22 protein-coding genes are annotated in these 25,757 nt (G+C 34.2%); 21 read left to right on the plus strand and 1 reads right to left on the minus strand.

The features are described 5' to 3' along the window. Window positions 1–6 precede the first annotated feature (6 nt). From purM to gatB, 20 genes are all read left to right on the plus strand, one after another. Window positions 7–1,017, plus strand: coding sequence for a phosphoribosylformylglycinamidine cyclo-ligase (purM, locus tag M663_RS0109425; RefSeq protein ID WP_029688736.1), 1,011 nt, complete (start codon window positions 7–9; stop codon window positions 1,015–1,017). Continuing rightward, window positions 1,014–1,628, plus strand: coding sequence for a phosphoribosylglycinamide formyltransferase (purN, locus tag M663_RS0109430; RefSeq protein ID WP_003866805.1), 615 nt, complete (start codon window positions 1,014–1,016; stop codon window positions 1,626–1,628). The genes purM and purN overlap by 4 nt, the downstream gene beginning before the upstream one ends. Window positions 1,629–1,663: 35 nt before the next feature. Further along, window positions 1,664–3,190 carry a bifunctional phosphoribosylaminoimidazolecarboxamide formyltransferase/IMP cyclohydrolase gene (purH, locus tag M663_RS0109435; protein WP_029688737.1) on the plus strand — a complete coding sequence of 509 codons (1,527 nt, stop codon included), beginning with the start codon at window positions 1,664–1,666 and terminating at the stop codon, window positions 3,188–3,190. 12 nt (window positions 3,191–3,202) lie between these two features. After that, complete coding sequence (gene purD / locus M663_RS0109440; protein ID WP_029688738.1) at window positions 3,203–4,462, plus strand: phosphoribosylamine--glycine ligase; 1,260 nt, start codon at window positions 3,203–3,205, stop codon at window positions 4,460–4,462. Window positions 4,463–4,586: 124 nt separating this feature from the next. Beyond that, window positions 4,587–5,117, plus strand: a complete 531-nt coding sequence (locus M663_RS0109445; protein WP_273702686.1) for a class I SAM-dependent methyltransferase — start codon at window positions 4,587–4,589, stop codon at window positions 5,115–5,117. Between the two features lie 68 nt (window positions 5,118–5,185). Continuing rightward, complete coding sequence (gene murI, locus M663_RS0109450) at window positions 5,186–5,980, plus strand: glutamate racemase (protein WP_029688740.1); 795 nt, start codon at window positions 5,186–5,188, stop codon at window positions 5,978–5,980. A gap of 19 nt (window positions 5,981–5,999) precedes the next feature. Continuing rightward, the gene (locus tag M663_RS0109455) at window positions 6,000–7,172 is read left to right on the plus strand and encodes a M20 family metallopeptidase (protein WP_029688741.1); all 1,173 of its coding nucleotides are present in this window, start codon (window positions 6,000–6,002) and stop codon (window positions 7,170–7,172) included. Between the two features lie 473 nt (window positions 7,173–7,645). Continuing rightward, window positions 7,646–9,202, plus strand: coding sequence for a stage V sporulation protein B (spoVB, locus tag M663_RS0109460; protein ID WP_029688742.1), 1,557 nt, complete (start codon window positions 7,646–7,648; stop codon window positions 9,200–9,202). Window positions 9,203–9,274: 72 nt separating this feature from the next. Next, the gene (hydG, locus tag M663_RS0109465) at window positions 9,275–10,675 is read left to right on the plus strand and encodes a [FeFe] hydrogenase H-cluster radical SAM maturase HydG (RefSeq protein ID WP_029688743.1); all 1,401 of its coding nucleotides are present in this window, start codon (window positions 9,275–9,277) and stop codon (window positions 10,673–10,675) included. A gap of 441 nt (window positions 10,676–11,116) precedes the next feature. Then, window positions 11,117–13,195: a BglG family transcription antiterminator gene (locus tag M663_RS0109475; RefSeq protein ID WP_029688744.1), complete on the plus strand. Its 2,079-nt coding sequence runs from the start codon at window positions 11,117–11,119 to the stop codon at window positions 13,193–13,195. 13 nt (window positions 13,196–13,208) lie between these two features. Beyond that, on the plus strand, window positions 13,209–13,481 hold the full coding sequence (locus M663_RS0109480; RefSeq protein WP_029688745.1) for a hypothetical protein: 273 nt from the start codon (window positions 13,209–13,211) through the stop codon (window positions 13,479–13,481). Then, window positions 13,472–13,798 (plus strand): PTS sugar transporter subunit IIB, encoded by a 327-nt coding sequence (locus M663_RS0109485; RefSeq protein WP_003870491.1) that lies wholly within the window; start codon window positions 13,472–13,474, stop codon window positions 13,796–13,798. Before M663_RS0109480 ends, M663_RS0109485 begins: the two co-directional genes overlap by 10 nt. 12 nt (window positions 13,799–13,810) lie before the next feature. Continuing rightward, window positions 13,811–15,127 carry a PTS transporter subunit EIIC gene (locus M663_RS0109490; RefSeq protein WP_029688746.1) on the plus strand — a complete coding sequence of 439 codons (1,317 nt, stop codon included), beginning with the start codon at window positions 13,811–13,813 and terminating at the stop codon, window positions 15,125–15,127. Window positions 15,128–15,148: 21 nt separating this feature from the next. Then, window positions 15,149–15,466, plus strand: a complete 318-nt coding sequence (locus M663_RS0109495) for a PTS lactose/cellobiose transporter subunit IIA (protein ID WP_003870489.1) — start codon at window positions 15,149–15,151, stop codon at window positions 15,464–15,466. Between the two features lie 230 nt (window positions 15,467–15,696). Beyond that, window positions 15,697–15,999, plus strand: a complete 303-nt coding sequence (locus M663_RS0109500; protein WP_029688747.1) for a YerC/YecD family TrpR-related protein — start codon at window positions 15,697–15,699, stop codon at window positions 15,997–15,999. A gap of 37 nt (window positions 16,000–16,036) precedes the next feature. Next, a complete protein-coding gene (gene pcrA, locus M663_RS0109505) occupies window positions 16,037–18,172 on the plus strand; it encodes a DNA helicase PcrA (RefSeq protein ID WP_029688748.1) in 2,136 nt (711 codons plus the stop codon). A gap of 17 nt (window positions 18,173–18,189) precedes the next feature. Beyond that, window positions 18,190–20,178 carry an NAD-dependent DNA ligase LigA gene (gene ligA, locus M663_RS0109510; protein ID WP_029688749.1) on the plus strand — a complete coding sequence of 663 codons (1,989 nt, stop codon included), beginning with the start codon at window positions 18,190–18,192 and terminating at the stop codon, window positions 20,176–20,178. A gap of 74 nt (window positions 20,179–20,252) precedes the next feature. Continuing rightward, complete coding sequence (gene gatC, locus M663_RS0109515; protein ID WP_003868770.1) at window positions 20,253–20,540, plus strand: Asp-tRNA(Asn)/Glu-tRNA(Gln) amidotransferase subunit GatC; 288 nt, start codon at window positions 20,253–20,255, stop codon at window positions 20,538–20,540. A gap of 12 nt (window positions 20,541–20,552) precedes the next feature. Further along, window positions 20,553–22,019 (plus strand): Asp-tRNA(Asn)/Glu-tRNA(Gln) amidotransferase subunit GatA, encoded by a 1,467-nt coding sequence (gatA, locus tag M663_RS0109520; protein ID WP_029688751.1) that lies wholly within the window; start codon window positions 20,553–20,555, stop codon window positions 22,017–22,019. After that, a complete protein-coding gene (gene gatB, locus M663_RS0109525; RefSeq protein ID WP_029688752.1) occupies window positions 22,019–23,446 on the plus strand; it encodes an Asp-tRNA(Asn)/Glu-tRNA(Gln) amidotransferase subunit GatB in 1,428 nt (475 codons plus the stop codon). The genes gatA and gatB overlap by 1 nt, the downstream gene beginning before the upstream one ends. Window positions 23,447–23,562: 116 nt before the next feature. On the opposite strand, the gene M663_RS0109530 is transcribed toward gatB, so the two are convergent. Next, window positions 23,563–23,742, minus strand: a complete 180-nt coding sequence (locus tag M663_RS0109530; protein ID WP_013149965.1) for a hypothetical protein — start codon at window positions 23,740–23,742, stop codon at window positions 23,563–23,565. Between the two features lie 179 nt (window positions 23,743–23,921). Between M663_RS0109530 and M663_RS0109535 the strand changes: the two genes are divergently transcribed. Continuing rightward, window positions 23,922–25,682 (plus strand): N-acetylmuramoyl-L-alanine amidase family protein, encoded by a 1,761-nt coding sequence (locus tag M663_RS0109535; protein ID WP_029688753.1) that lies wholly within the window; start codon window positions 23,922–23,924, stop codon window positions 25,680–25,682. Window positions 25,683–25,757: the final 75 nt, after the last annotated feature.

A 25,757-nucleotide genomic window follows, 5' to 3' on the forward strand; every position in this document is an offset into this window, starting at 1 on the left:
ATGATTATGAATTATAAAGATGCTGGGGTAAATATAGATGAAGGCAATAAACTGGTGGAAATGATAAAACCTATTGCAAAAAAGACTTTGACAGACAATGTTTTGGAAGGCATTGGGGGATTTGCAGCTCTTTTTGAGATAAAAAATTACAAAAACCCTGTAATCGTGTCAAGCACTGATGGGGTTGGGACAAAACTTAAAATAGCCTTTATGATGGACAAACACGATACTGTAGGAATAGACCTTGTAGCTATGTGTGTAAATGACATTATTGTAACTGGTGCTAAGCCTTTGTTTTTTCTTGACTATTTTGCTACTGGAAAGTTAAAAAGTAAGACTGCAGTAGAAGTGATCAAAGGAATAGCAGAGGGTTGTAAAATAGCCGGGTGTGCTTTAATAGGTGGCGAAACAGCAGAACTTCCAGGTTTTTATAAAGAAGGAGAGTATGATTTAGCAGGCTTTTGTGTAGGAATTGTAGAAAAAGAAGAGCTGATTGATACAAAATCAATAAAAAAAGGAGATGCCATAATTGGGCTTGCCTCTTCTGGAATTCACAGCAATGGCTATTCTTTAGTGAGGAAAGTCTTTTTTGAGAAAAACAATTTTTCAGTAAAAGACTTTATACCAGAGCTTGGCATGAATTTAGGAGATGCACTCCTTACCCCTACAAAAATATATGTCAAGTCAATAGAGGCTTTAAAAGAGTTAAAAATTAAAGGAATGGCTCATATTACCGGAGGAGGTTTTATTGACAATATTCCAAGAATACTAAGAAAAAGTATAGCTGCAAAAATAAATAAAGGAAGTTGGAAAATTCCAACCATTTTTAACTTGATTCAAAGATTGGGAGATATTGAAGAAAGAGAAATGTATCGCACTTTTAATATGGGGATTGGCATGGTAGTTATAGTAGACCCTTCTGATGTAGATAAGGCTTTAGAAAAATTAAATGGCATAGGTGAAAAAGCTTATGTAATAGGGGAGATAGTAGAAAGCGAAGGCGGTGTAATTTTATGAACCTTGTGGTGATGGCATCAGGTAACGGGACTGATTTGCAGTCAATAATTGATGCCATTGAAGAAGGATATATAAATGCCAGGATAATTGCCGTCATTAGCGATAAAAAAGGAGCTTATGCTCTTGAAAGGGCAAAAAAACACGGAATTGCTACTTACTGCCTTCCCAAAAAAGAATTGAAAGAAAATTTCCAAAGAGAGTTATTAAAACTTCTTGAAAAATTGAATCCGGATGGAATAATTCTTGCAGGTTTTTTGACAATTCTCAGTGGAGAAATTGTAGAAAGATTTGAAAACAAGATAATAAATATACATCCCTCACTTATCCCTGCCTTTTGTGGCAAAGGATTTTATGGAATGAAGGTACATCAGGCGGTCTATGAATACGGAGTAAAATACACCGGCTGTACTGTTCACTTTGTGGACAGTGGTGCTGATACCGGACCTATTATTCTTCAAGAAGTTGTGAAAATTGATGAAGAGGATACGCCAGAGGCCATTGCAAAAAAAGTACTGGAAGTAGAACACAAAGTTTTACCTTATGCAGTTAAGCTTTTTACAGAGGGGAAGTTAAAAGTCGAAGGTAGAAAAGTGAAAATATTAAAGTTTTAAAAGGGATTATAAAACTGTAAAAAGGAGGCAATTCTATGGCCAAAAAAGCGTTAATAAGTGTTTCAAAAAAAGAAGGCATAGTTGAATTTGCCAAAAAGCTTAATGAATTAGGATATGAAATAATATCAACAGGTGGGACTTATAATCTTCTTAAAGAAAATAGAGTAAATGTAGTAAAGGTATCAGACATAACAGGTTTCCCTGAAATTATGGACGGGAGAGTAAAGACGCTTCACCCTAAAATTCATGGAGGGCTTCTTGCAATAAGAGACAATGAAGAGCACATTAAAGCTCTTAAAGAACATGGCATTGAACCAATAGATATAGTTGTCATAAATTTATATCCTTTTAAAGAAACAATCCTCAAAGAAAATGTGACTTTAGAAGAAGCGATAGAAAATATAGACATTGGCGGTCCTTCAATGATAAGGGCTGCAGCTAAAAACTACAAATATGTAACTATTCTTGTAGATCCAAAGGATTATGATACAGTCATTGAAGAAATAAAACAATATGGCAATACAAAAGAAGAGACGAGATTTTATCTGGCAGCAAAAGCTTTTGGCCATACAGCCCTTTACGATTCTTTGATATACAATTATTTGATACAAAAAAATAACATAGAGTTTCCCGAAGTTATGGCCTTTGCCTATGAAAAAGCTCAAGACATGAGATATGGTGAAAATCCTCATCAAAAGGCGGCTTTTTACAAAAATCCCATAAAAGCCTATGGCATTGCAGAATGTGAGCAGCTGCACGGTAAAGAGCTCTCTTTTAACAATATAAACGATGCAAATGCCGCAATAGAACTTTTAAGAGAGTTTAAAGAGCCTGCAGCAGTTGCCGTAAAGCACACAAATCCTTGTGGAGTAGCTATTGCAGATAATATATACAATGCTTACTTAAAAGCTTATGAGAGTGACCCTGTTTCTATTTTTGGGGGAATTGTAGCATTAAATAGAACTGTAGATGTTAAAACAGCTGAAGAACTTATAAAAATATTCTTAGAAATAGTAATTGCTCCAGACTTTGAAGAAGAGTCCTTAGAGATTTTAAAGAAAAAGAAAAACTTAAGGATATTGAGATTAAAAGAAGGATATGAAAAAGAATATGATTTAAAGAAAGTAGAAGGCGGACTTTTAGTACAAGAAAAGGATGAAATAGATTTAGATGAGAATAATTTGAAAGTAGTTACTAAAAAAGCACCTACTCAAAAAGAGATGGAAGATTTAAGGTTTGCCTGGAAGGTAGTAAAGCACGTAAAATCCAATGCGATTGTTTTAGCAAAAGATGGAGCTACAGTAGGTATTGGCGTGGGACAAGTCAACAGGATATGGCCGACAGAACAAGCAATCAAACAAGCAGGCGAAAAAGCAAAGGGAAGTGTCCTTGCATCAGATGCCTTTTTCCCATTTCCAGATGTTGTGGAAGCGGCTGTAAAAGGCGGTATAACTGCCATAATCCAACCAGGCGGCTCACAAAACGATGCTTTATCAATTGAAGCTGCAGACAAAGGCGGTATATCAATGATATTCACTGGCATAAGGCACTTTAAACATTGAGGAGGAATTTGTATGAAGGTTTTAGTCATAGGGGGCGGAGGAAGAGAACATGCAATTGTTCACAAACTTTCACAAAGTTCTAAAGTAGATAAAATCTACTGTGCTCCCGGAAATGCTGGCATAGGTCTTTTGGCAGAATGTGTTGATATAAAAATTGGAGATATTGAAAAACTTAAAGAATTTGCCATAAAAAATAACATTGATTTAACAGTTGTAGGGCCAGAGATGCCACTGGTACAAGGTATTGTGGATGAATTTGAGAAAGCAGGGCTTAAAATCTTTGGGCCTAATAAAAGTGCTGCGGCTATTGAGGGAAGCAAATATTTTACTAAACAGCTTCTTTCTAAATACAATATTCCTACTGGAAGGTTTAAAGCCTTTGACAAATATCAGGAGGCTTTGAAGTTTTTAAAAGAGACATGGTATCCTGCTGTGATGAAAGCAGATGGACTGGCACAAGGTAAAGGAGTGTTTATTGTAAAAGACTTTATAGAAGCAAAAGAAGCTCTAGACTTAATGATGAAAAAAAGGATATTTGGTGCATCAGGAGATATAGTAATAATAGAAGAGATGCTTTTTGGAAAAGAAGCGTCAGTATTCGCATTTACAGATGGAGAAAATATTTTACCTATGGTTTCTGCTATGGATTACAAAAAGGTCTATGAAGGAGACAAAGGTCCTAACACTGGAGGTATGGGAAGCATTGCACCAAATCCTTATCTTGAGGAAGAAACTTTAAAAGAAGTAATGGAAAGTATTTTAAAACCAATGGTAAAGGCACTTCAAAAAGAAGGCATTGTATATAAAGGAGTGTTGTACGCAGGTTTAATGCTTACAAAAGAAGGACCTAAGGTTTTAGAATTTAATGCAAGATTTGGAGACCCTGAAACACAAGTTGTACTGCCCCTTTTAAAAACAGACCTTATTGATATAATGGAAGCTACCATAGAAGGAAAACTTGATAAAATACAAATTGAATGGGAAAACAAAAAGGCTGTATGTGTTGTTGCGGTATCAAACGGTTACCCCGGGGAATATCAGATAGGTTTTGAGATAACGGGGTTAGAAAAAGTAAAAGAGGCCTTTGTATACCATGCAGGAACGGCATTAAAAGATGGTAAAATTGTCACATCAGGAGGAAGAGTGCTTGCTGTTACCACAATAGGGGATTCATATGAAGAAGCGAGAGAGAAAGTTTATAGAGAAATTGAAAAAATAAGCTTTGAAGGGATGTACTATAGAAAAGATATTGCTTTGGTAAGCCAGGTGTAAACCTGGCATTTTTAATTGGCTAAAATTATGGTATAATATCTTCTAACATCGGCCTTAATTTTTTAAAATGGGGAGAAATTATACCCAAAGACCATGTAAAAACGGGTGGTTTTTTAATTCTCAAGTGGAATATTATAGGAAAGTTTTAGCTATTTTGAAAGAACATATTGATTTAGGAAATTACATAAAATTTTTAGATGTCGGATGTGGTACAGGTGCATTGTGTTATGTATTAAGGGAAGCTGGCTTTGAGGTTTCTGGGGTGGAAGTTTCTGCAGGTATGTTAGCACAAGCGATGAAAAGGTTGAAAAACACGGATATTAAGGCATATAAGATAAATCCAGGTGAAGGGTTTCCTTTCGAAGATAATTTTTTTGATGTGGTTACAGCTTCTTATGTGGCTCATGGTATTAAAAAGAAGGAGCGGGAAATATTATATAAAGAAATGTCAAGGGTCGCAAAGCATTATGTAATTCTTCATGACTACAATCAAAACAGAGACTTTTTTACTTCATTTGTGGAATGGTTGGAAGGTGGAGATTATTTTAATTTTGTAAAAGAAGTTAAAAAAGAACTAAAAGAAAACTTTAAAGTAGAAAAAATGGTAGATGTCAGTTCAAAAGCTTCTTTATACATCTTACAACCTAATAAATAAATTATGATATAATAATTACCATGGTGTGAATAATTAATTGGCTTAAATTTTTATTAGGGTGTGGTGAAATGGACTCAAGACCAATAGGTGTTTTTGACTCTGGAGTAGGAGGGCTTACAGTACTAAAAAGACTTGTTGAGGCTTTACCAGGGGAAAACTATATTTACTTTGGTGATACAAAAAGAGTTCCCTATGGCGATAGAAGTGAAGGAGAGATAAAAAAATTTGCAAAACAGATTTTAAATTTTATGAGAGAGCAAAAAGTCAAAGCCGTAGTAATAGCTTGCAATACTACTTGTGCAGTTATAGATAAAAGCGAATATGATATGGTTCTTTTTGATGTTTTAAAAGCAGGGGCAGAGAGCGCTGTCCTGTATACTATAAACAAAAAGATAGGTGTTATTGCAACTACAAGAACTGTTGAAAGCAAAAGCTATGAAAAAAATATAAAAATTATTGATAAAAATATTAAAGTCTACCAAGAGGCATGTCCTGAATTTGTCCCCCTTATTGAAAAAGGGCTATACAATTCGCCAATAGCCTACGAAACTGCTAACAAGTGTTTAAAAGAATTAAAAGAAAAAGAGATAGATACTCTTGTTTTAGGTTGTACTCATTATCCTTTAATGGTAGAAGTTATAGAAAAAATAATAGGAGAAAATGTAAAAATAGTAGACCCTGCAATTAAACTAGCTTATGATGTGAAAGATTATTTATTAAAGAAAGATTTATTAAATCCTCAAATTATTGGTAAGACAAAATTTTTTGTAAGTGGAGATAAAGATAATTTTATCAAAACGGCAGAAATGCTATTAGGCGAGAAAATTGAGAATGTTTTGCATGTAGACATAGAAAAATATTAAAAAATAGGTGGGATTTAGGATGGATATTCTCAAAGAAGCTGAAAAAATAGAAAAAGAAGTAATAGAATTAAGGCGAAAAATACACATGTACCCTGAATTAGGTTTTGAAGAAACAAAAACTTCCGAAGTTGTTTATGATTATTTAAAAAATTTAGGGATTGAAGTAAAGAGAATTGCTAAAACTGGCGTTGTGGGTACCCTTAAAGGCAATGGAAGCAAGACGATAGCTATAAGAGCAGATATGGACGCTCTCCCAATTCAAGAAGAAAATGATGTAGAATATGCATCGCAGATTCCAGGAAGAATGCATGCTTGTGGGCATGATGTGCATACAGCTATACTTCTTGGTACTGCTGAACTTTTGGCAAATATGAGAGATAAGTTAAAGGGAAATGTTAAGTTTATATTTCAACCAGCGGAAGAAACAACAGGGGGAGCTCTTCCGATGATTGAAGAAGGAGTTTTAGAAAATCCTAAAGTTGATGCTATAATAGGACTACATGTAGACCCAGAACTTCAAGTGGGGCAAATAGGGATAACCTATGGAAAGGCTTATGCTTCTTCTGACATGATTGATATAATTGTAAAAGGCAAAAGTAGTCATGGGGCTGAGCCTCACAAATCGGTGGATGCCATAGTGATTGCTGCTAATATTGTAAATATACTCCAAACAGTCGTTAGTAGAAAAGCTAACCCATTAAGTCCTATAGTGCTAACTATTGGCACTATTGAAGGAGGATACGCACGAAATATAATAGCGGACAAAGTGAGGATGTCTGGAATTATAAGAATGATGGAAGAAGAAAAAAGAGATGAGATTGTTGAGATGGTAGAGAAGATTTGCGATAACACAGCAAAAGTTATGGGAGGAGAAGTAGAATTTAGAAGAACAAGAGGTTATCCTTGCCTTGTAAATCACAAAGGTATGACAGACCTCATAAAAGAAACCGCTTTTCCTTTGCTAGGGGAAGGCAATGTAATAGAAGTGGCACCAACAATGGGAGTAGAAGATTTCGCTTATTTCTTGCAAAAAGTCCCTGGCAGTTTTTATAAATTAGGGTGTGGCAATAAAGAAAAAGGAATAGATAAACCTATACATAACAACCAATTTAATATTGATGAGGAGTGTATTAAAATTGGCCTTGCTGTACACGTCTCTACAGTTTTAAAATATTTAAACTCAAATGGTTAAAAAATTATTTGAAAGGTTAAAAAATATTTGGGAAAAATTAGTTTTGTCGCTTTGGAGCATCGGAGCGACGATGCAAAATATCTCCTTTGAATATTTTTTAACTTTGTCAACAAACTGGATTTATTTATAAATATTCTTCTAAAACTTACGAAAAAGGTTTACTGCAGTTTTATTTATTTGCAGTGATTAATAATTTTACAAAACTGCAGGGAAAATTTCATATAAAAAAATATTTAAATCAAATCTTGACATTTTTCATCAAATGATGCATAATATTTGGCGGAAGAGAGGTAATGTGAATTTATCACCTCTGCCAATAGGGAGAGGAAGCCTTAGGAATGTGTAAATCTTAACCCCCCTCAATTTTATGTACTTAAAAATTTCTCCCCCTAATCCCCCTTTACTACCGGCATACTGCCGGTTTTTTTCATATATAAAAAGCACTGCGAATAAACTATTGTGAGGTGTTCTTTATGCACAATAGGTCTTTTATTCGCGGTGCTTTTATATTAACTATTGCCAATATTATAGACAGAGGCATTGGATTTATCTTTAGAATAATTTTATCAAATATGTTAGGCCCGGAAGGTACGGGTATTTATCAATTAGTTCTTCCTATATATTTTGTTTCAATAACTTTTTTAACCTCTGGTACGATGGCTGTCACTTCTCGCTTTATTTCAGAAGAAAGAGCAAAAGGAAACAAAAAAAATATGTTTAAAATTTTAAAAATTACTTTTTTGATAGTATTAATGTTTGCTTTTACTATTGCTTTGTTGCTATTTTTTAATGCTAGGTACGTAGCTGAAAAGTTACTTCACGAACCAAGAGCACTTTTATCAATTCTCATTTTTGCACCGGTACTTATCATTGTTACTTCTTCATCAGTGTTTAAGGGATTTTTTCAAGGAGTTATAAATATGATACCTGCTTCAGTTTCAGAAATTGTTGAACAAATAGTACGTGTATCAACAACTTTATATTTAATACAACTTTTCACAGGAGCGAAACTTGAATATTTAGTAGCGATAGCTATATTTGGCATATCTGTAGGTGAAATTGTCAGTTTTCTTATGTACATACTTTTTTACAAAAGAGAAGTAAAAATTATAAACAAAGAAATGCCTTATGATGGAAAGGAATGGGATACTTTTTCTATAACAAAAACGTTAGTTGTTACTTCCATACCTATAACTTTTTCAAAATTAATTGTAAATGTGTTGGATTTAGCGGAATCTTTAATAATTCCTTCAAGACTTGTTGTCTCAGGTCTCACTCACAGTGAAGCGATGTCTGAATTTGGCAAAATGTTGGGTATGGCAGTACCTCTTGCTTACATGCCAGCAGTTATAACTTCAAGTCTTTCCACTACTGTACTTCCTGCAGTTTCTGAAGCAGCTGCTCTAAAAAAGTGGAATACAGTAAGACTCAGGATTAACCAAGCAATTGGCTATACTACTTTAATAGCTTTTCCTGCTATAATTTTATTTTTAGCTCTTCCTGAGCAAATTTCTCAGCTTTTGTATCCTTCTTCCCCAGGAGTAGGGGCTTTTGTGAGAGCGATTTCCATGGGAAGTATATTCGCATTTTTAGAAGCGGTGGTGGCTAGCATTCTCCATGGATTAGGAAAGCAAAATGTAGTTTTAAAAAATTCTATTATATGGTTGGGAGTCTGTATTATAGGTATGTATTACTTAACCGCCATGCCACAACTTAGACTTTTTGGATATATATATAGCTTTATATTTGCCGATGCTTTTATTTTAATGCTAAATATGTTTGAACTCATAAAAATGACAGGATTAAGAATAGACTATTTAAATTGGTTTATAAAACCGATAACAGCATCAACAATTATGGGAATAATTGTTATAATTATACACAGTAAATTGTTTGCAATTAATGTTAATATGTGGATAAATATTTTTTTATCAATTTTTATAGGAATTCCTGCCTATTTACTGCTTTGCTCTGCGTTGAAACTACCTTATATTGAGGATTTAAGAAAAATAATTTTGTTGAAAAATTAACAATAATAGTATATAATAAAAATAAAACTAAGCCCAAGGGGATTTTCCTGAGGGTAAGGGAGGAGATAAAGTATGTTAAAAGAAAAAGCGGATTTTATTAATGATGAGAAGATATTACAGGATTTGAAAAATGCTAAAAAAGCGACAAGTAAAGATGCATTGGAAATTATAGAGAAGGCTAAAAAGCTAAAAGGCATTACTCCTGAAGAAGCAGCGGTACTTTTAAATGTAGAAGATGGGGATTTACTCAATGAGATGTTTAAAGTAGCAAGGTATATAAAAGAAGAAATATATGGGAATAGGATTGTAATATTTGCTCCCCTTTATGTAAGTAACTACTGTGTAAACAACTGTAGATATTGTGGTTACAGACATTCTAATGAACAGGAAAGAAAAAAGCTTACAATGGAAGAAGTGAGGAGAGAAGTTGAGATTTTAGAAGAGATGGGACATAAAAGATTAGCAGTTGAAGCTGGGGAGGACCCTGTAAATTGCCCTATAGATTATATTCTCGATGTAATAAAGACGATCTACGATACAAAACTTAAAAATGGAAGTATTAGAAGAGTAAATGTCAATATAGCGGCGACTACTGTGGAAAATTACAAAAAACTTAAAGAAATAGGAATAGGGACATATATTTTATTCCAAGAAACTTACCATAGGCCCACTTATCAATACATGCATCCACAGGGACCAAAACATGATTACGACTATCATTTGACTGCTATGGACAGGGCTATGGAGGCAGGCATTGACGATGTAGGATTAGGAGTTTTGTATGGGCTTTATGATTACAAGTACGAAACTGTTGCTATGCTTTATCATGCGAACCATTTAGAGGAAAGATTTGGAGTTGGGCCACATACTATTTCAGTACCGCGACTTAGACCAGCTCTTAACACTTCCATAGATAAATTTCCATATATTGTATCAGATAAAGACTTTAAAAAATTAGTAGCAGTTATAAGAATGGCAGTGCCCTATACTGGAATGATTTTGTCTACAAGAGAAAAGCCTAAATTTAGAGAAGAAGTAATAAGCATTGGCATTTCTCAGATTAGTGCAGGTTCTTGTACAGGAGTAGGTGGATATCATGAAGAGATATCCAAAAAAGGTGGTTCAAAGCCACAATTTGAGGTAGAAGACAAAAGAAGTCCTAATGAAATCTTAAGAACTTTGTGTGAACAAGGGTATCTTCCAAGTTATTGTACTGCTTGCTACAGAATGGGGCGTACAGGAGACAGGTTTATGAGTTTTGCAAAATCAGGGCAAATACACAACTTCTGCCTACCAAATGCGATACTAACCTTCAAAGAGTTTTTGATTGATTACGGAGATGAAAAAACTAAGGAAATTGGAGAAAAAGCAATAGCGGTAAATTTAGAGAAAATTCCATCAATAACTGTAAGGGAAGAGACAAAGAGAAGGCTTACAAGAATAGAAAATGGAGAAAGAGACCTTTACTTTTAATATGCAAAATGCCAATAAAATAAAACTTATCAACAAACTTTCGTAAAGGAGATATTTTGCAATCGGTGTGACTTGTTACAAAGCGCTAACAAAACTTAGCGGGATCGAGAGTGGAGGCAGGGCTGAAGCCAAGGAGGGCGAAGGTGGGCACCTTAAGGCATGGATGCCACCTGACGTAGGTACCCTGCCGGAACCTGAAGGTCGAGCTTTAGTTTTGTCGCTTTGGAACATCGGAGCAACGATGCAAAATATCTCCTTTGAATATTTTTCAACTTTGTCAACAAAATTATTTTGTATATTTTTACAATTAAAAATATGACACAATGCTAATGCCAGATGATTTACATCTTTTCCTTGTTAATTTAGCGATTAGGTGTATAATATAGACGTAAAAAGAGATACTATTATTAAATTAATGTCACGGAAAAGTGATGATGTAAAATGAATAAGCTAAGTGGGCGCCAACTGCAAATTTTAAGAAAAATACTGTCCTCTTCAAATACAAGAATGGAAGACATTATGAAAGAATTTGATATAAGCAAAAGGACAGGATACAGAGAAATTGCTTCTATAAATGAATTTGTTAAAAATTACAACTCAAAAATTGTAAATAAGACTGATGGGTTGGTTATAGAAGGCAATGTTGCTGATATTGAGAAGCTAAAGCTGGATATAGTAGGATATCGTTCAGAGTTTGAAACAGAAGAGAGAAGAAAAATGATATTGTCAGAGCTTTTGCAGCTAAATGAGCCTGTTAAATTAGAGTATTTCAGCAAAAAATTTGGCGTCACCACTTCTACAATAAGTTATGACCTTAAAGAATTAGAAAAGTGGATTGAAAAACAAGGATTAACTTTAATAACAAAGCCAGGTTATGGCGTTTATATATCGGGAAGCGAAAACTCTTTTAGAAAAGCTATAGCTAACTTTTTGTATGAGAATTTTGATACTGCAGATTTGATTGATTTCTTAAAAACAGGATATCTCGCAAAAAACAATATTGAAAAAAACATAGATTTGAGGCTTTTAAACTTAATTGACTACGATACTGTCTTGAAAATAGAAAAGGCAATTTTAAAATTAAAATCGCAAATTGACTATGAAATTGTAGAGAGTTCTTATTTAGGCCTTGTCGTTCACCTTGCCTTAGCTATAAAAAGGCTTCAAAATGGTGAAACTATTGAAATGGGTGAAGACAATTTACAGGAACTTAAAAAAACTAATGAATACAAATTTGCTAAAAAGTTAGCTAAATATTTACAAGAAGAATTGGATATACCTATACCTGAAGATGAGATTGGCTATGTGACAATACACCTTATAGGTGCAAAGTACAGGTCAACTACTCAAAATTACAATGACAAAGACATAGAGATTATTGCCCGGGACATGATAAAAGAAGCAGAAAAAATTTTTGATGTCAGTTTTTCAGAAGATGAGTTTTTGGAAGATGGCTTAAAGAGTCATTTAGTTCCGGCGGTGTACAGATTGGAGATGGGACTTGATATAAGAAACCCTTTGTTGGAGGATATAAAAACAAAATATCCTTTGCTTTTTGAAAAAAGTAATAGAGTTTGCGATGTTTTGCGAAAAAAATTAAACATGGATATTCCAGAAGATGAAGTTGGATATATTGCTATGCATTTTGGTGCAGCTTTAGAGAGGAAAAAAGAGGCCGCCAAAAAGTACAACATAATGGTGGTATGTGCTAGTGGTATTGGAACCTCCAGAATGCTGATGTCAAAACTTCAGATGTTTCCACAAATAAACATAGTGGATGTTACCTCCAGCATAAAACTAAAAGATTTAAAAGGAAGAGATGATATAGACTTAATTGTTTCTACAATACCTCTTGACATAAAAGATAAAAAAGTCGTTGTAGTAAATCCTTTGCTTTTGAAGGAAGATGTAGAAAAGCTAAAGAAGGCCTTAAATACAGACTTTATTATGGAGTACGGAATAAAAAAAGAGGAGGAAGAAAATTACGAAAAAGAGGCCTTTCATATAGCTAATTATGGAAAGAGAATTTTAGAATTATGCGATTCTATAACCTATATGACTGTAACAGGTGAAAAGTCTACTCAAATAATAGAATATATTCTTAAGAATTTGATAGATGAAAATTTAATTAATGAAAATCAAAAGGAGCAAATAAAAGAAAGACTTTTAAAAAGAGAAAGCTTAGGTAAAATAGTATTACCAAACAAAGGATTTGTCATATATCATTGCACAATTGAAAATATAGATTTTCCATTAGTAGTTGTAGGAAAAGTTATAGAGGAAGTAAAAATGAAAAATCTTGTAGGAGATTATGAAAAGATAAGGACAGTTTTTTTAATGGTAGCACCAGAAGGTGATAGAGAAGGAATTGAAGTTTTGGGAGATTTAAGCGTGTCTTTAATTGAAAGAGAAGATTTGGTGAATACTCTTAACGAAGCACAGTCCCAAAAGGAGGTCAAAGAAAAAATAAAAGAAGTGTTATTGAAAAAATTTTATGAAGAAATAAAAAGGATAATTTAGGAGAGGATCAAAAATGTTTAGCATATCGAGAGTTCAAAGGAAAATATTTTATTTGCTCTTGGGGGTAGTATGGTTTTCTACAGGATTTTATGCCATGTTTCATGATAGCTTCCTTAATGGCTTAAAAATAATGGCTTTTGGGAGTGCCTTTATATTAATAGTGTTTGCAATTCAGACTTATGTCATAAAAATGATACAACTTTATGATAGCAACCTACAAAAACAACATAAAAAAATGAAAAAAAATGAAATAATCTTTGAAAGGAGGTGCAAAGGATGGCAATAAGAGGAGTAATACTCTGCAGCTGGGGAGCAACTTCCAGTGCACTTGCTAAAAAAGTAACAGATGAAGCTAAAAAGCAAGGATTGGATGTTGTGGTAGATGCTGGCGGTACAGGAGAGTTCAAAAAGAAGGCAGAGGAATATGATGTAGCGTTATTAGAACCGCAAGTAAGACATCTCAAAAAAGAAATTGAATCAATCGCTTCTAAATACAATATCCCTGTTGATATAGTCGACATGCAGGCCTTTGCTATGATGGATGGCAAAAAAATATTAAATCAAATAATTGAGCTTGCTAAGAAAAGTGGAAAAGAAGTTTAAGGAGGGAATAAAATGAACGATAGGCTTTCAAACAATTGGTTTATGAAGTGGATGGAAGAATCTTTAATGCCAGTTCTTGCCCGTATAGCGCAAAATGTGTATTTGCAGTCAATTAGAGACGCATTTTCAAGCTTTGCTTTGCCTGTGATTTTGACTGGTGCGCTTTTCTTAATTATAGCAAATCCACCAGAGGGAATTAATTGGGCACCTATACATGCATGGGCAAGAGCAGTAAAACCTATTGCAGCTCAAATCATGATACCTTTCCAACTTACTTTTGGGATAATGGCTATGATGGTAGCCTTTGGTACAGCTTATAGCCTTGCTACACGATGGGACCTCGACGAGACGATGACGGGGATTATTTCAATGTTGGCGTTTTTTATAACAAGCTTTCCTGCAACAGATGTGACAAAAGTTACTTTTGGAGATGTACTAAATTATCTCGGCGGTCAAGGTTTGTTTGTAGCAATAATAATAGGCATAATTAGTGCAATAGTTGTGAGATTCTTTAACAAAAGTGGTTTGGTAATAAAAATGCCTGAAGGTGTACCACCTTATGTGGTAAGAAGCTTCTTAGCATTAGTTCCTATGTTTGTAATGATAGTGTCAGCGTGGATTGTAGAATGGATTGTATGGGCAAACTTCCATATAACATTGCCACAATTGGTGCTTGACTTATTTAAGCCCCTTGTTGCTGCATCAAATAGTTATCCTGCAGCTTTAGCTGAAATAATACTCATGATGCTTTTGTGGTCATTAGGAATTCACGGTATGAATGTTGTTTCTTCAATTGCTTATCCTTTCTGGATGACTCAATTGGCTGCAAATGCAGCGGCTGCAGCAAAAGGACTGCCTTTACCAGGTATTGTAACTGAACCTTTCTTCCATGTGTTTACTCACTTAGGTGGTTCAGGTACTACATGGGCTTTGACAATAATGTTTTTATTATCTGCTTCTGCACAACTTAGGACCATTGGAAGAGCTGAACTTATACCTGCAATATTCAATATAAACGAACCATTGATTTTTGGTGCTCCTATTGTGTTAAATCCAATACTCATTATTCCGTTTATATTAGCTCCAGCAGCTGTTGTAACAATAAATTACTTTGCTTTTGCTGTAAACTTAGTACCAAGACCTTTAATACAATTGCCTTTTACAGTTCCAGTTTTTATAAGCGGATTTTTATCTTCCGGTGGCCATTGGCAAGGAGCTTTGTTGCAGCTGGTAAATTTAATTGTAACAGCAATTATATACTATCCCTTCTTTAAAATGTATGAAGCTCAACTTTTAAAGAACGAAAAAAAAGCAGCAGACCAAGAATAATTCGTGATGGGAGTGAAACTAATGGACTTAGAACAAATAATATACAACTTAGTATTGCATGGAGGAAATGCAAGAGCGGAAGCTTATGAAGCATTGGATGCAGCCGAAAGAGGAGACTTTGAAGAAGCTGAGAAGCATCTTGAAAAAGCAGATGAAGAATTTTATGAAGGGCACAAATACCAAAATATGCTGACACAAGGAGAGCAAAGCGAAGCTCCTAATTTCCTAGTAATTCACGCTCAAGACCAGCTTATGACAGCTCTTGCTGAAAAAAACTTAATAAAAAGAATGATTGAACTCTATAAAAGAGTCAATCAATTAGAAAAAAGACAAAAATAGGAGACTCAATACTACCCGGAGAAAAACCGGGTAGTATTTTTAATTATATCGCCTTTTTTCTTTTTTGTCATTATGACCCGAAACTTTAAAAGGCATTTGTCTACAAAAACAACTACAAATCTATTTTGAATACGTTATAAAAAATCGCTTTAAAGTATTGAATTATTTTTTGATATTTATTACAATATATTTGTAAACAATTTAATTATTTTGTTGAGTGAGGGGTAATTATGTATGAATCTAAAATTAAAGATGAGCTTGTTGACCAGTTGTTTGAGGCTATTCTAAAACTTAGAAATATAGAGGAATGTTACAGGTTTTTTGAAGATATTGCTACAATAAATGAAATAAAGGCATTAGCGCAGAGATTGGAAGTTGCAAAAATGCTTCGCCAAAAGAAGACTTACATAGAAATTGCAGAAAAGACAGGAGCAAGTACTGCTACCATAAGCAGAGTAAATAGGGCATTGAATTATGGAGCAAATGGATATAAAATTATATTAGATAGATTAGAAACAGAATCCCGGGATTAAAACCGGGCTTTTTTAAGACTAAATTGGAGTGAAAAAAATGAACAACATATTAGGTAACCTCAATGACAAACAAAGAGAAGCAGTTATGACTACAGAAGGACCTCTTTTGATATTAGCGGGAGCTGGAAGCGGCAAGACTCGCGTCCTAACTCATAGAATTGCTTATCTTATAAAAGAGAAAAAAGTATCCCCTTCTAACATACTGGCTATCACTTTTACAAATAAAGCGGCAGAAGAAATGAAAACAAGAGTAGAAGATTTATTAGGTTATATAGGTGACCTATGGGTATCTACTTTCCATTCTGCCTGTGTGAGAATTTTAAGGCGAGATATTGACAAAATAGGCTATGACAGAAATTTCGTCATATTTGATACTACTGACCAAAAGGCTTTAATACAGGAATCCCTTAAAGAGCTAAATTTAAGTGAAAAACAGTATCCTGTGAAAACTGTCTTAAATGCTATTTCTTCTGCAAAGGATAAAATGGTAACTCCTGAAGAGTATATTTATGTTTTTGGAAATGAGTATAGAAGTAAGAAAATAAGTGAAATATACAAATTATATCAAAAAAAGTTAAAGAAAAACAATGCCCTTGATTTTGATGACATAATTATAAAAACTATTGAACTTTTTAAGGAAAGCCCCGAAGTTTTAGACTTTTACCAGAGAAAATTTAAATACATAATGGTAGATGAATATCAAGACACAAATATGCCTCAATACCATTTTGTGAATATGTTAGCCCAGAAATACAGAAACTTATGTGTGGTTGGCGATGATGACCAAAGTATATATGGTTGGAGAGGGGCAGATGTAAAAAACATATTAAACTTTGAGAAGGATTATCCTGAGGCTAAAGTTATAAAATTAGAGCAAAACTATCGTTCTACCAAAACAATATTGGAAGCTGCCAATTATGTCATAGATAATAATATAAGAAGGAAGAAAAAGACTTTATGGACAAATAATGAAGAAGGAGAAAGGATAATTCTCTGTGAATTAGAGAATGAGAGGGAAGAGGCGGAATTTGTTATACAGGAAATAATCAACTTAAAAGAAAGAGAAAATAGAAGTTTTAGGGATTTTGCTATTTTATACAGGACAAATGCCCAGTCCCGTGCTTTTGAGGAAGCCTTAATGAGGGTGCGAATTCCTTACAAAGTGGTCGGAGCTTTAAGGTTTTACGACAGAAAAGAAATAAAAGACATAATTGCCTATTTGCGTATACTTGTAAATCCTTATGATGACATATCTTTTAAAAGGATAATAAACGTTCCTAAAAGAGGTATTGGAGCTGCAACCATTGAAGCATTAGAGGCTACAGCTTTGGAGAAAGACACCAGTCTTTTTTTTGCAATAGATGATGCAAAAGTAAGCCAAAGGGCTAAAAATAGCCTTTTAGAATTTAAGAAGTTTATTTTAGAATTAATTGATAAAAAAGATACAATGGCTGTCAGTGAAGTAATAAATTACATTTTAGAAGAGACTGGATATATAGAGGAGTTAGAAAAAGAAGAATCAGAACAAGCAGAGGGAAGAATAGAAAACCTAAATGAGTTTTTAAATGCGGCTTATGAATTTGAAGAGTCTTCAGAGGACAAATCTTTAGAAGCATTTTTGTCCGGCATAACATTGGTTTCTGATATTGACTTGGCTGGAGAGATTGGAGAAAGCGTTATTCTCATGACTTTACATTCTGCAAAAGGGTTAGAGTTTCCTATAGTCTTTATGGTGGGCATGGAGGAAGGAATATTTCCTTCTTTTAAGTCATTTACAGATGAATATGAATTAGAAGAGGAAAGACGGCTTTGTTATGTTGGTATTACGAGGTCTAAAGAAAAACTTTATTTGACCTATGCGAGGAGGAGAAATTTATACGGCAAATCTCAGTACAGCTCCTATTCCCGTTTTATAAGCGAAATACCTGAGAGGTTTTTAGTAAGATACCATGAGTTATCAAAGCCAAGGGAAGAGTATAGGCCTGTATCTAGCTATGTAGAAAGGAAAACTTATGAAAAGGCTCAATATAATTTAGGAGATAAAGTAGAGCATAAAATATGGGGAACAGGTACTGTAGTAAAAGTAGAAGGAGAAGAGATTACAGTTGCCTTTCCAAATGTGGGCATAAAAAAGTTAGACTTAAAATTTGCTCCTATTAAAGCTATTTATTAAGTTGTGGAGGTTGGATTATGGATCCAAAAGAAAGGGTAAAGGACTTAAGAGAGAAAATAAACTATCACAATTACAGATATTATGTTTTGGACCAACCAGAAATTTCAGACTATGAGTACGACATGCTGATGAGAGAACTTATAGAATTAGAAGAAAAATATCCAGAGCTTAAAACTCCAGACTCTCCATCCCAAAGAGTAGGTGGGGAGCCTTTAAAAGAATTTGAGCCTTTTATCCATGTAGTTCCAATGTTAAGTTTGGCTAATGCTTTTTCTGAGGGAGAACTTAGAGACTTTGACAGAAGAGTAAGAGAGGCAGTGGGAGATGTAGAGTACGTAGTAGAATTAAAAATTGACGGCTTATCTGTGGAACTAATTTATGAAAACGGCATATTTACTGTAGGTTCTACAAGAGGAGACGGGATCGTAGGAGAAAATGTCACACAAAATTTAAAGACTATAAAGTCAATTCCTTTAAGGCTTAAGGATGATGTGAGCCTTGTTGTAAGAGGAGAGGTCTTCATGCCCCGCACTTCTTTTGAAAAATTAAATGAGGAGAGAGAAAAATTAGGGGAAAGCCTTTTTGCAAATCCCAGAAATGCTGCAGCAGGTTCTTTAAGGCAATTAGATCCTAAAGTGACGGCGAAAAGAGATTTAGACATTTTTATTTTTAACCTTCAGAAGATTGAGGGTAGAAAATTTAAAACTCACATAGAGACATTGGAATTTTTGAAAGAACAAGGATTTAAAGTAATACCAATTCATAAAAAATGTAGCAATATAGATGAAGTAATGAAAGAAATAGAAGAAATAAGAAACTTGCGGGGTAAGCTGCCTTACGACATTGATGGAGCAGTTGTAAAAGTAAATGACCTTGAAAAGAGAGAAATTTTAGGACAGACTGCAAAAGACCCCAGGTGGGCTGTTGCTTTTAAATATCCTGCAGAGAGGAAAAAGACAAAAGTCTTGGATATAATAGTTCAAGTAGGAAGAACTGGAGCTCTTACACCTACAGCTATATTAGAGCCTGTAACTATTTCAGGTTCAGTTGTAAGCCGAGCTACCCTTCACAATGAAGATTACATAAAAGAGAAAGACATAAGGATAGGAGATACGGTAATAGTTCAAAAAGCGGGAGAAATCATTCCTGAAGTAGTAGAAGTGGTAAAAGAAGAGAGGACTGGACAAGAAAGAGAGTTTGTAATGCCAGATAGATGCCCTGAATGCGGTGCTTTAGCTGTGAGGCTTCCGGGGGAGGCTATAAGGCGTTGCACAGGCCTGAATTGTCCTGCACAGCTTCTAAGAGGCATTATCCACTTTGCTTCAAAAGATGCAATGGATATAGAAGGATTGGGGCCAGCTATAATAAATCAGCTTTTGTCAAAAGATCTAATTCACAATATAGCAGATTTGTATTATCTTAAATACGAAGATTTAATACAATTAGAAAGAATGGGGGACAAATCTGTTAAAAATTTATTAAATGCTATTGAAGAAAGCAAAGCAAGAGATTTAGATAGATTGCTCTTTGGCTTGGGTATAAACTTAATAGGCAGTAAAGCTGCCCAAGTGATTGCTGAGCATTTTAAGACAATGGACAATATCGCGAAGGCAAAATTTGAAGATTTTATACAGTTGCCTGACATAGGGCCTAAGATGGCAAGAAGTATAGTTTCCTTTTTTGCAGAAAAACAAAATGTAGAGACAATTGAAAAACTTAAAAAGGCTGGAGTAAACATGAAAAAGCTTTCAAAAGAAAAAGTAAGCAACATATTTGAAGAGAAAATTTTTGTTTTGACAGGAGCGTTGGGAAATTACACGAGAGAAGAAGCTACCAGAATGATTGAGGAAAGAGGTGGGAAAGTTACAAATTCAGTAAGTAAAAAAACAGACTATGTATTAGTAGGTAAAGATCCTGGCTCTAAACTTAAAAAAGCCCAAGAATTAGGAATAAAGATAATTGATGAAAAACAATTTGAAGAAATGCTAAAAGGTGAAAATATTTAAAAACTCTATCCTTCAAAAAATATGTTTTTGTGGTAAACTATAAGATGTGAATAATAAAGGAAAGGTGTGGTAGTATGGCTATTAGTAGGAGCGAAGTTGAGCATGTGGCTAAACTGGCCCGTCTCAAATTTTCGCAAGAGGAAATAGAAGAGTTTACAGTGCAACTGAGCAAAATTATCGACTATGTAAACAAATTAAACGAATTGGACACTGAAAATGTAGAGCCTACAGCTCATATAGTGCCAATCCATAATGTATTTAGAGAAGACGAGGTAAAGCCTTCAATGGACAGAGACAAAATATTGATGAATGCACCTTATAAAGAGAACGGATGCTTTAAAGTGCCTAAGATTATAGAATGAGGAGGTACATAAATGGAATTATATAGTTTGACAATTCACGAACTTAGAGAACTTCTCAAAAAGAGAGAAGTCAGCGCTTTGGAAGTGACAAAATCCTATCTTGAAAGAATAAAAGAAGTAGAACCTAAAATAGATGCTCTTATCACAATTACAGAGGATTTTGCATTGCAAAGGGCAAAAGAGGCAGATGAAAAAATCAAAAATGGAGAGGACACGGACCTTACAGGTATTCCTGTGATAATAAAGGACAACATTTCTACTGAGGGAATAAAAACCACTTGTTCTTCTAAGATGCTAGAAAACTATATTCCTCCCTATAATGCCACAGTAGTGGAAAAATTACTAGAAGAAGGAGTGATAATTTTAGGAAAATCCAATTTAGACGAATTTGCAATGGGGTCTTCTACAGAAAATTCCGCTTTTAAGACTACAAAAAATCCTTGGGACTTATCCCGTGTTCCAGGAGGGTCTTCTGGTGGTTCTGCAGCAGCTATAGCGGCAGACGAGGCGGCTTTTGCTTTGGGTTCAGATACAGGTGGTTCTATAAGACAACCAGCTTCTTTATGCGGTGTAGTAGGGATGAAACCTACTTATGGATTGGTGTCAAGATATGGCCTTGTAGCTTTTGCTTCTTCACTTGACCAGATTGGGCCCTTTACAAAAGATGTTACAGACTGTGCTATTGTATTAAATACAATTATAGGGCATGACTCAAAAGACTCTACTTCTTTAAAAATAGACAAGCCTGATTACACTTCTTATCTCAAAGAAGATATTAAAGGTTTGAGGATAGGAGTGGCTAAAGAATTTTTTGGCGAGGGAATAGAAGAAGGGGTAAAAGAAACTGTACAAGAATCCATAAAAGTTTTACAGGATTTAGGAGCAGAAATCATAGATATATCTATTCCTTATGTAGAATATGCTCTTCCAGCTTATTATATAATCGCTTCGGCAGAGGCTAGTTCCAATCTTGCAAGGTATGATGGCATAAGATACGGCCATATTGCAGAAAAATATGAAGATTTGATTGACATGTACATGGTTACGAGAAGCGAAGGATTTGGCAAAGAAGTAAAGAGAAGGATAATGCTAGGGACTTATGCTTTAAGCTCTGGTTATTATGATGCCTATTACAAAAAAGCATTAAAGGTCAGAACTCTCATTAAAAATGACTTTGAAAAAGCTTTTGAAAAATGCGATGTAATAATAGGTCCAACAAGTCCTACTGTAGCTTTTAAAATTGGAGAAAGGGCAAACGACCCGTTAGCCATGTACTTAGCGGATATATACACTGTATCGGTAAACATAGCGGGGCTTCCTGGCATATCCATACCTTGTGGTCTTTCAGATGGCTTACCTGTTGGACTTCAGATAATTGGCAGACATTTTGACGAAGGGAAAATATTAAATGTCGCTTATGCCTTTGAACAAGCTAACAAATTTAATGCTAAACCACAGGCCATAGGAGGTGCAAGATAATGAAGTACGAAGCAGTGATTGGCTTAGAGGTCCATGCCGAACTTTTGACAGAAAGCAAAATTTTTTGTAGCTGTACTACCAAATTTGGCGGAGAACCTAATACCCATGTATGTCCGGTATGTCTTGGACTTCCCGGAACTTTACCAGTTTTAAATAAAAAAGTTGTAGAATATGCTGTAAGAGCGGGACTTGCTTTAAACTGCACAATTGCAAACTTCAGCAAGATGGACAGAAAAAACTACTTTTATCCTGACTTGCCCAAAGCTTATCAGATTTCTCAATATGACCTTCCCTTGTGCAGCAACGGATATGTAGAAATTGAAGTAGATGGTAAGGTGAAGAAAATAGGAATAAAGAGGATACACATTGAAGAAGATGCTGGAAAGTTGCTACATGAAAATACAGATGGTTCTTTAGTAGATTACAACCGTGCAGGGGTGCCTCTCATTGAAATAGTTTCTGAACCAGATATGACTACACCTGAAGAAGCTTATCAATACTTAACAAAATTAAAGAACATTTTAGAGTACACCGAAGTTTCTGACTGCAAAATGCAGGAAGGTTCTTTAAGGGTTGATACAAATGTGTCTGTGAGGCCTGTGGGAAGTACTGAATTAGGGACAAAAATAGAGCTTAAAAATTTAAACTCCTTTAGAGCCGTTCAAAAGGCGTTGGAATATGAAATAAAAAGGCAGATAAAAGTCTTAGAAGAAGGCGGAACAATAGTACAAGAGACAAGAAGATGGAATGAATCAAAAGGAATTACTGAGCCTATGAGGACAAAAGAGGAAGCTCATGACTACAGGTATTTCCCTGAACCAGATTTAGTTCCAATAATTGTAACAGATGAATGGAAAGAAGAGATTAGAAAGTCTTTGCCTGAAATGCCACACCACAAGAGAGAAAGATTTATTGCTGAGTACGGTTTGCCTGAATATGATGCTAAAATTATAACTTCTTCAAAGAAAATGGCCGACTTTTTTGAAAAGTGCGTTCTCGAATATGATTCTCCAAAGACTGTAAGCAATTGGCTTATGGGAGAATTTTCTCGCCTCATGAATGAGACAGGAAAAGAAATAGACGAAGTACCAGTAACACCGCAAATGTTAGTAAAGTTGCTTAAATTAATTGATAACGGTGTAATAAGCGGATCCATTGCTAAAACTGTTTTTGAAGAGATGTTTGGTACAGGGAAAGAGCCAGAGGTAATAGTAGAAGAAAAAGGATTGAAACAGATAGCTAATGAGAATGAATTAAGAGAAATTATCAAAAAAGTCATAGTAGAAAATCCTAAATCAGTAGAGGATTACAAAAACGGCAAAGAGAAAGCAATGGGCTTTTTAGTAGGGCAAGTTATGAAGGCGACAAAAGGAAAAGCAAATCCTCAGCTTACTAATCAAATCTTAAAAGAAGAATTGTCAAAATAAATAGCCTACGCTAAGTGTAGGCTAAGATTAATAATAAGCTCCACTTTTTATACATTTAAAAGTGGGGCTTGATTTATATTACTCACTTTGTGAACAAATTTTTCAGCATTTTGCTGTTATTTTTTTGCTTTTATATAATATGCACAATTGATATTTGAATTTTCATCGCTGACTTTGTTTTTATCGATATAATCATCAATTAATCCATTGATTTTGTTCATCTGTGAAAGATTAGATAAAATACACTTTCCTTCTTTTTGGTAAATACAATCGGCTGTGCAATTTATATTAGTCACAAGTGCCACCTCCCTTTTTTATTTTTCCTAAAACTCAAAAAACTAATCCATTTAACCGATACAGTATATGTAATTACTAATAAAGTTAAAAAATTGTAATGAGTTTGTAATCATTTTGTAATATTAATGTATTATGATATATTTAAAGTCGAATTTTTTCAAAAAAAGGGGGGTTTTTAGTGAAAAAAATAGTATTATTTGTTGCAATAGTTGTAGCAATTTTAGCCTCCTACAGTATGGCCTTCGCTTATAAAAATACTATCTTAGTAGATGGAAAACCTTTTTATTACAATATTCCAGATGTCACAATTAAAATAGATGGTCAAAATTTCGATACAGGTAAGACCCCACCTTTAATTTTAAAAGCCAGCACATTAATTCCTGTGAGGGTGATCTCAGAAAAAGGATTTGGAGCTAAAGTAGAGTGGGATGATAAAACCAAGACGGTTACTATAACAAAAGATAAAACAGTTAAATTAACTATTGGAAGTGATATTGCTTTAGTAGATGGAAAAGAAGTTAAATTGATAGCTCCTGCAAGAATAATAGAAATTAGTAAAGAGGGATATACATATATTCCTTTTAGATTTTTATTTGAGACTTTTGGTTATAAAGTAGAATGGGACCAAAAAAATTATCAAATAAATACTACCTCTCCTCCTAAAATTGTAAATATAACAAATTTTGATACAAGCTATAATAATGGCATATTTTCTATAAATATCACAGGAGATAATCCTATAAAATATAACCAAGGACTTATAGAAAATAGTGGGGATATTAGAATTTATATTGATATAGAAGATGCCATATGGGCTAAGGGAAGAACAGATATAGAAATTAACAAAAAAAGTCTTGTAAAGGCAGTAATTGCACAAAACCAAACACAGCCTACACCTAAGGTGCGAGCAGTTATATATTTAAAAGAGGTGGTGCCTTACGAAATTATCCAATCGCAGGATAAAACACGTTTAACTATTTCTTTTGATGTTGGGACAAGCTATGTAACAGGGATAAGTTTTACAAAAGAAGGTGATTATGATAAAGTTATAATTAATGCTGATGCAGAACATTTTAATACTCAAAGAGTAGGGGATAATAAAATAGTTGTAGACATATCAGATGCTGTTCTTAAAATGCCAGATGGCAATAAAGCTGGTCAAATACCAGTAGAAGGAAATGTTATAACGGCTATAAGGTATTCACAGTATAACAACGACACAGTGAGGGTGGTGGCAGATACTACTAGCAAAACGGATTATTCTGTAAAAATAGTCGATAAAAATATTATAATGTTGGTTATAAAGTCTAAGGCGGATACAGTGCCTCTTATTTACATAGATCCTGGTCATGGGGGAAGTGACCCTGGTGCGATAGGAGTAGGTGGCTTAAGAGAATCTGACGTAGTTTTAGGGATCGCTCTTAAACTAAATAGCCTTCTCACAAAAGGTGGATTTAGAACAATGATGTCTAGAGATTCTGATGTATTTGTAGACCTTATTACTAGGTCACAAGAAGCGAACAATGCGGGAGCTGACATATTTATAAGTATACATACTAATGCTTTTGGAACTCCAACTCCTAAAGGCACAGAAATATGGTATTATCCAAATGGATACAAAGGAGATACGAGAGACAACAAGACCTTTGCTCAAATTATCTATAACAACTTAATGAAAGAGATAAATACGGTAGATAGGGGACTTAAAGAAGGTCCTAGTTTGTCAGTGCTAAACAAGACAAAAATGCCAGCAATACTTATTGAGACAGCTTTTATAACGAATCCTGATGATGCAGCCTTGCTTCAAGATGATGCCTTCCAATGGAAAGTAGCTCAAGGAATATATAACGGTATTGTAGAGTATTTTAAAAAATTAAAAGAGGGATCTATTTCTACCACTGTTTCTAATTCTGTATATAATACAAATAACAATCCATAATTTATCTGGTTTTTTAAACCAGATTTTTTTGTTTTTATGTTCTTGTAAAATATTAATAAAGGTTTTAAAATAATA

Source organism: Thermoanaerobacter sp. A7A (assembly GCF_000445185.1).
Classification (GTDB): domain Bacteria; phylum Bacillota; class Thermoanaerobacteria; order Thermoanaerobacterales; family Thermoanaerobacteraceae; genus Thermoanaerobacter.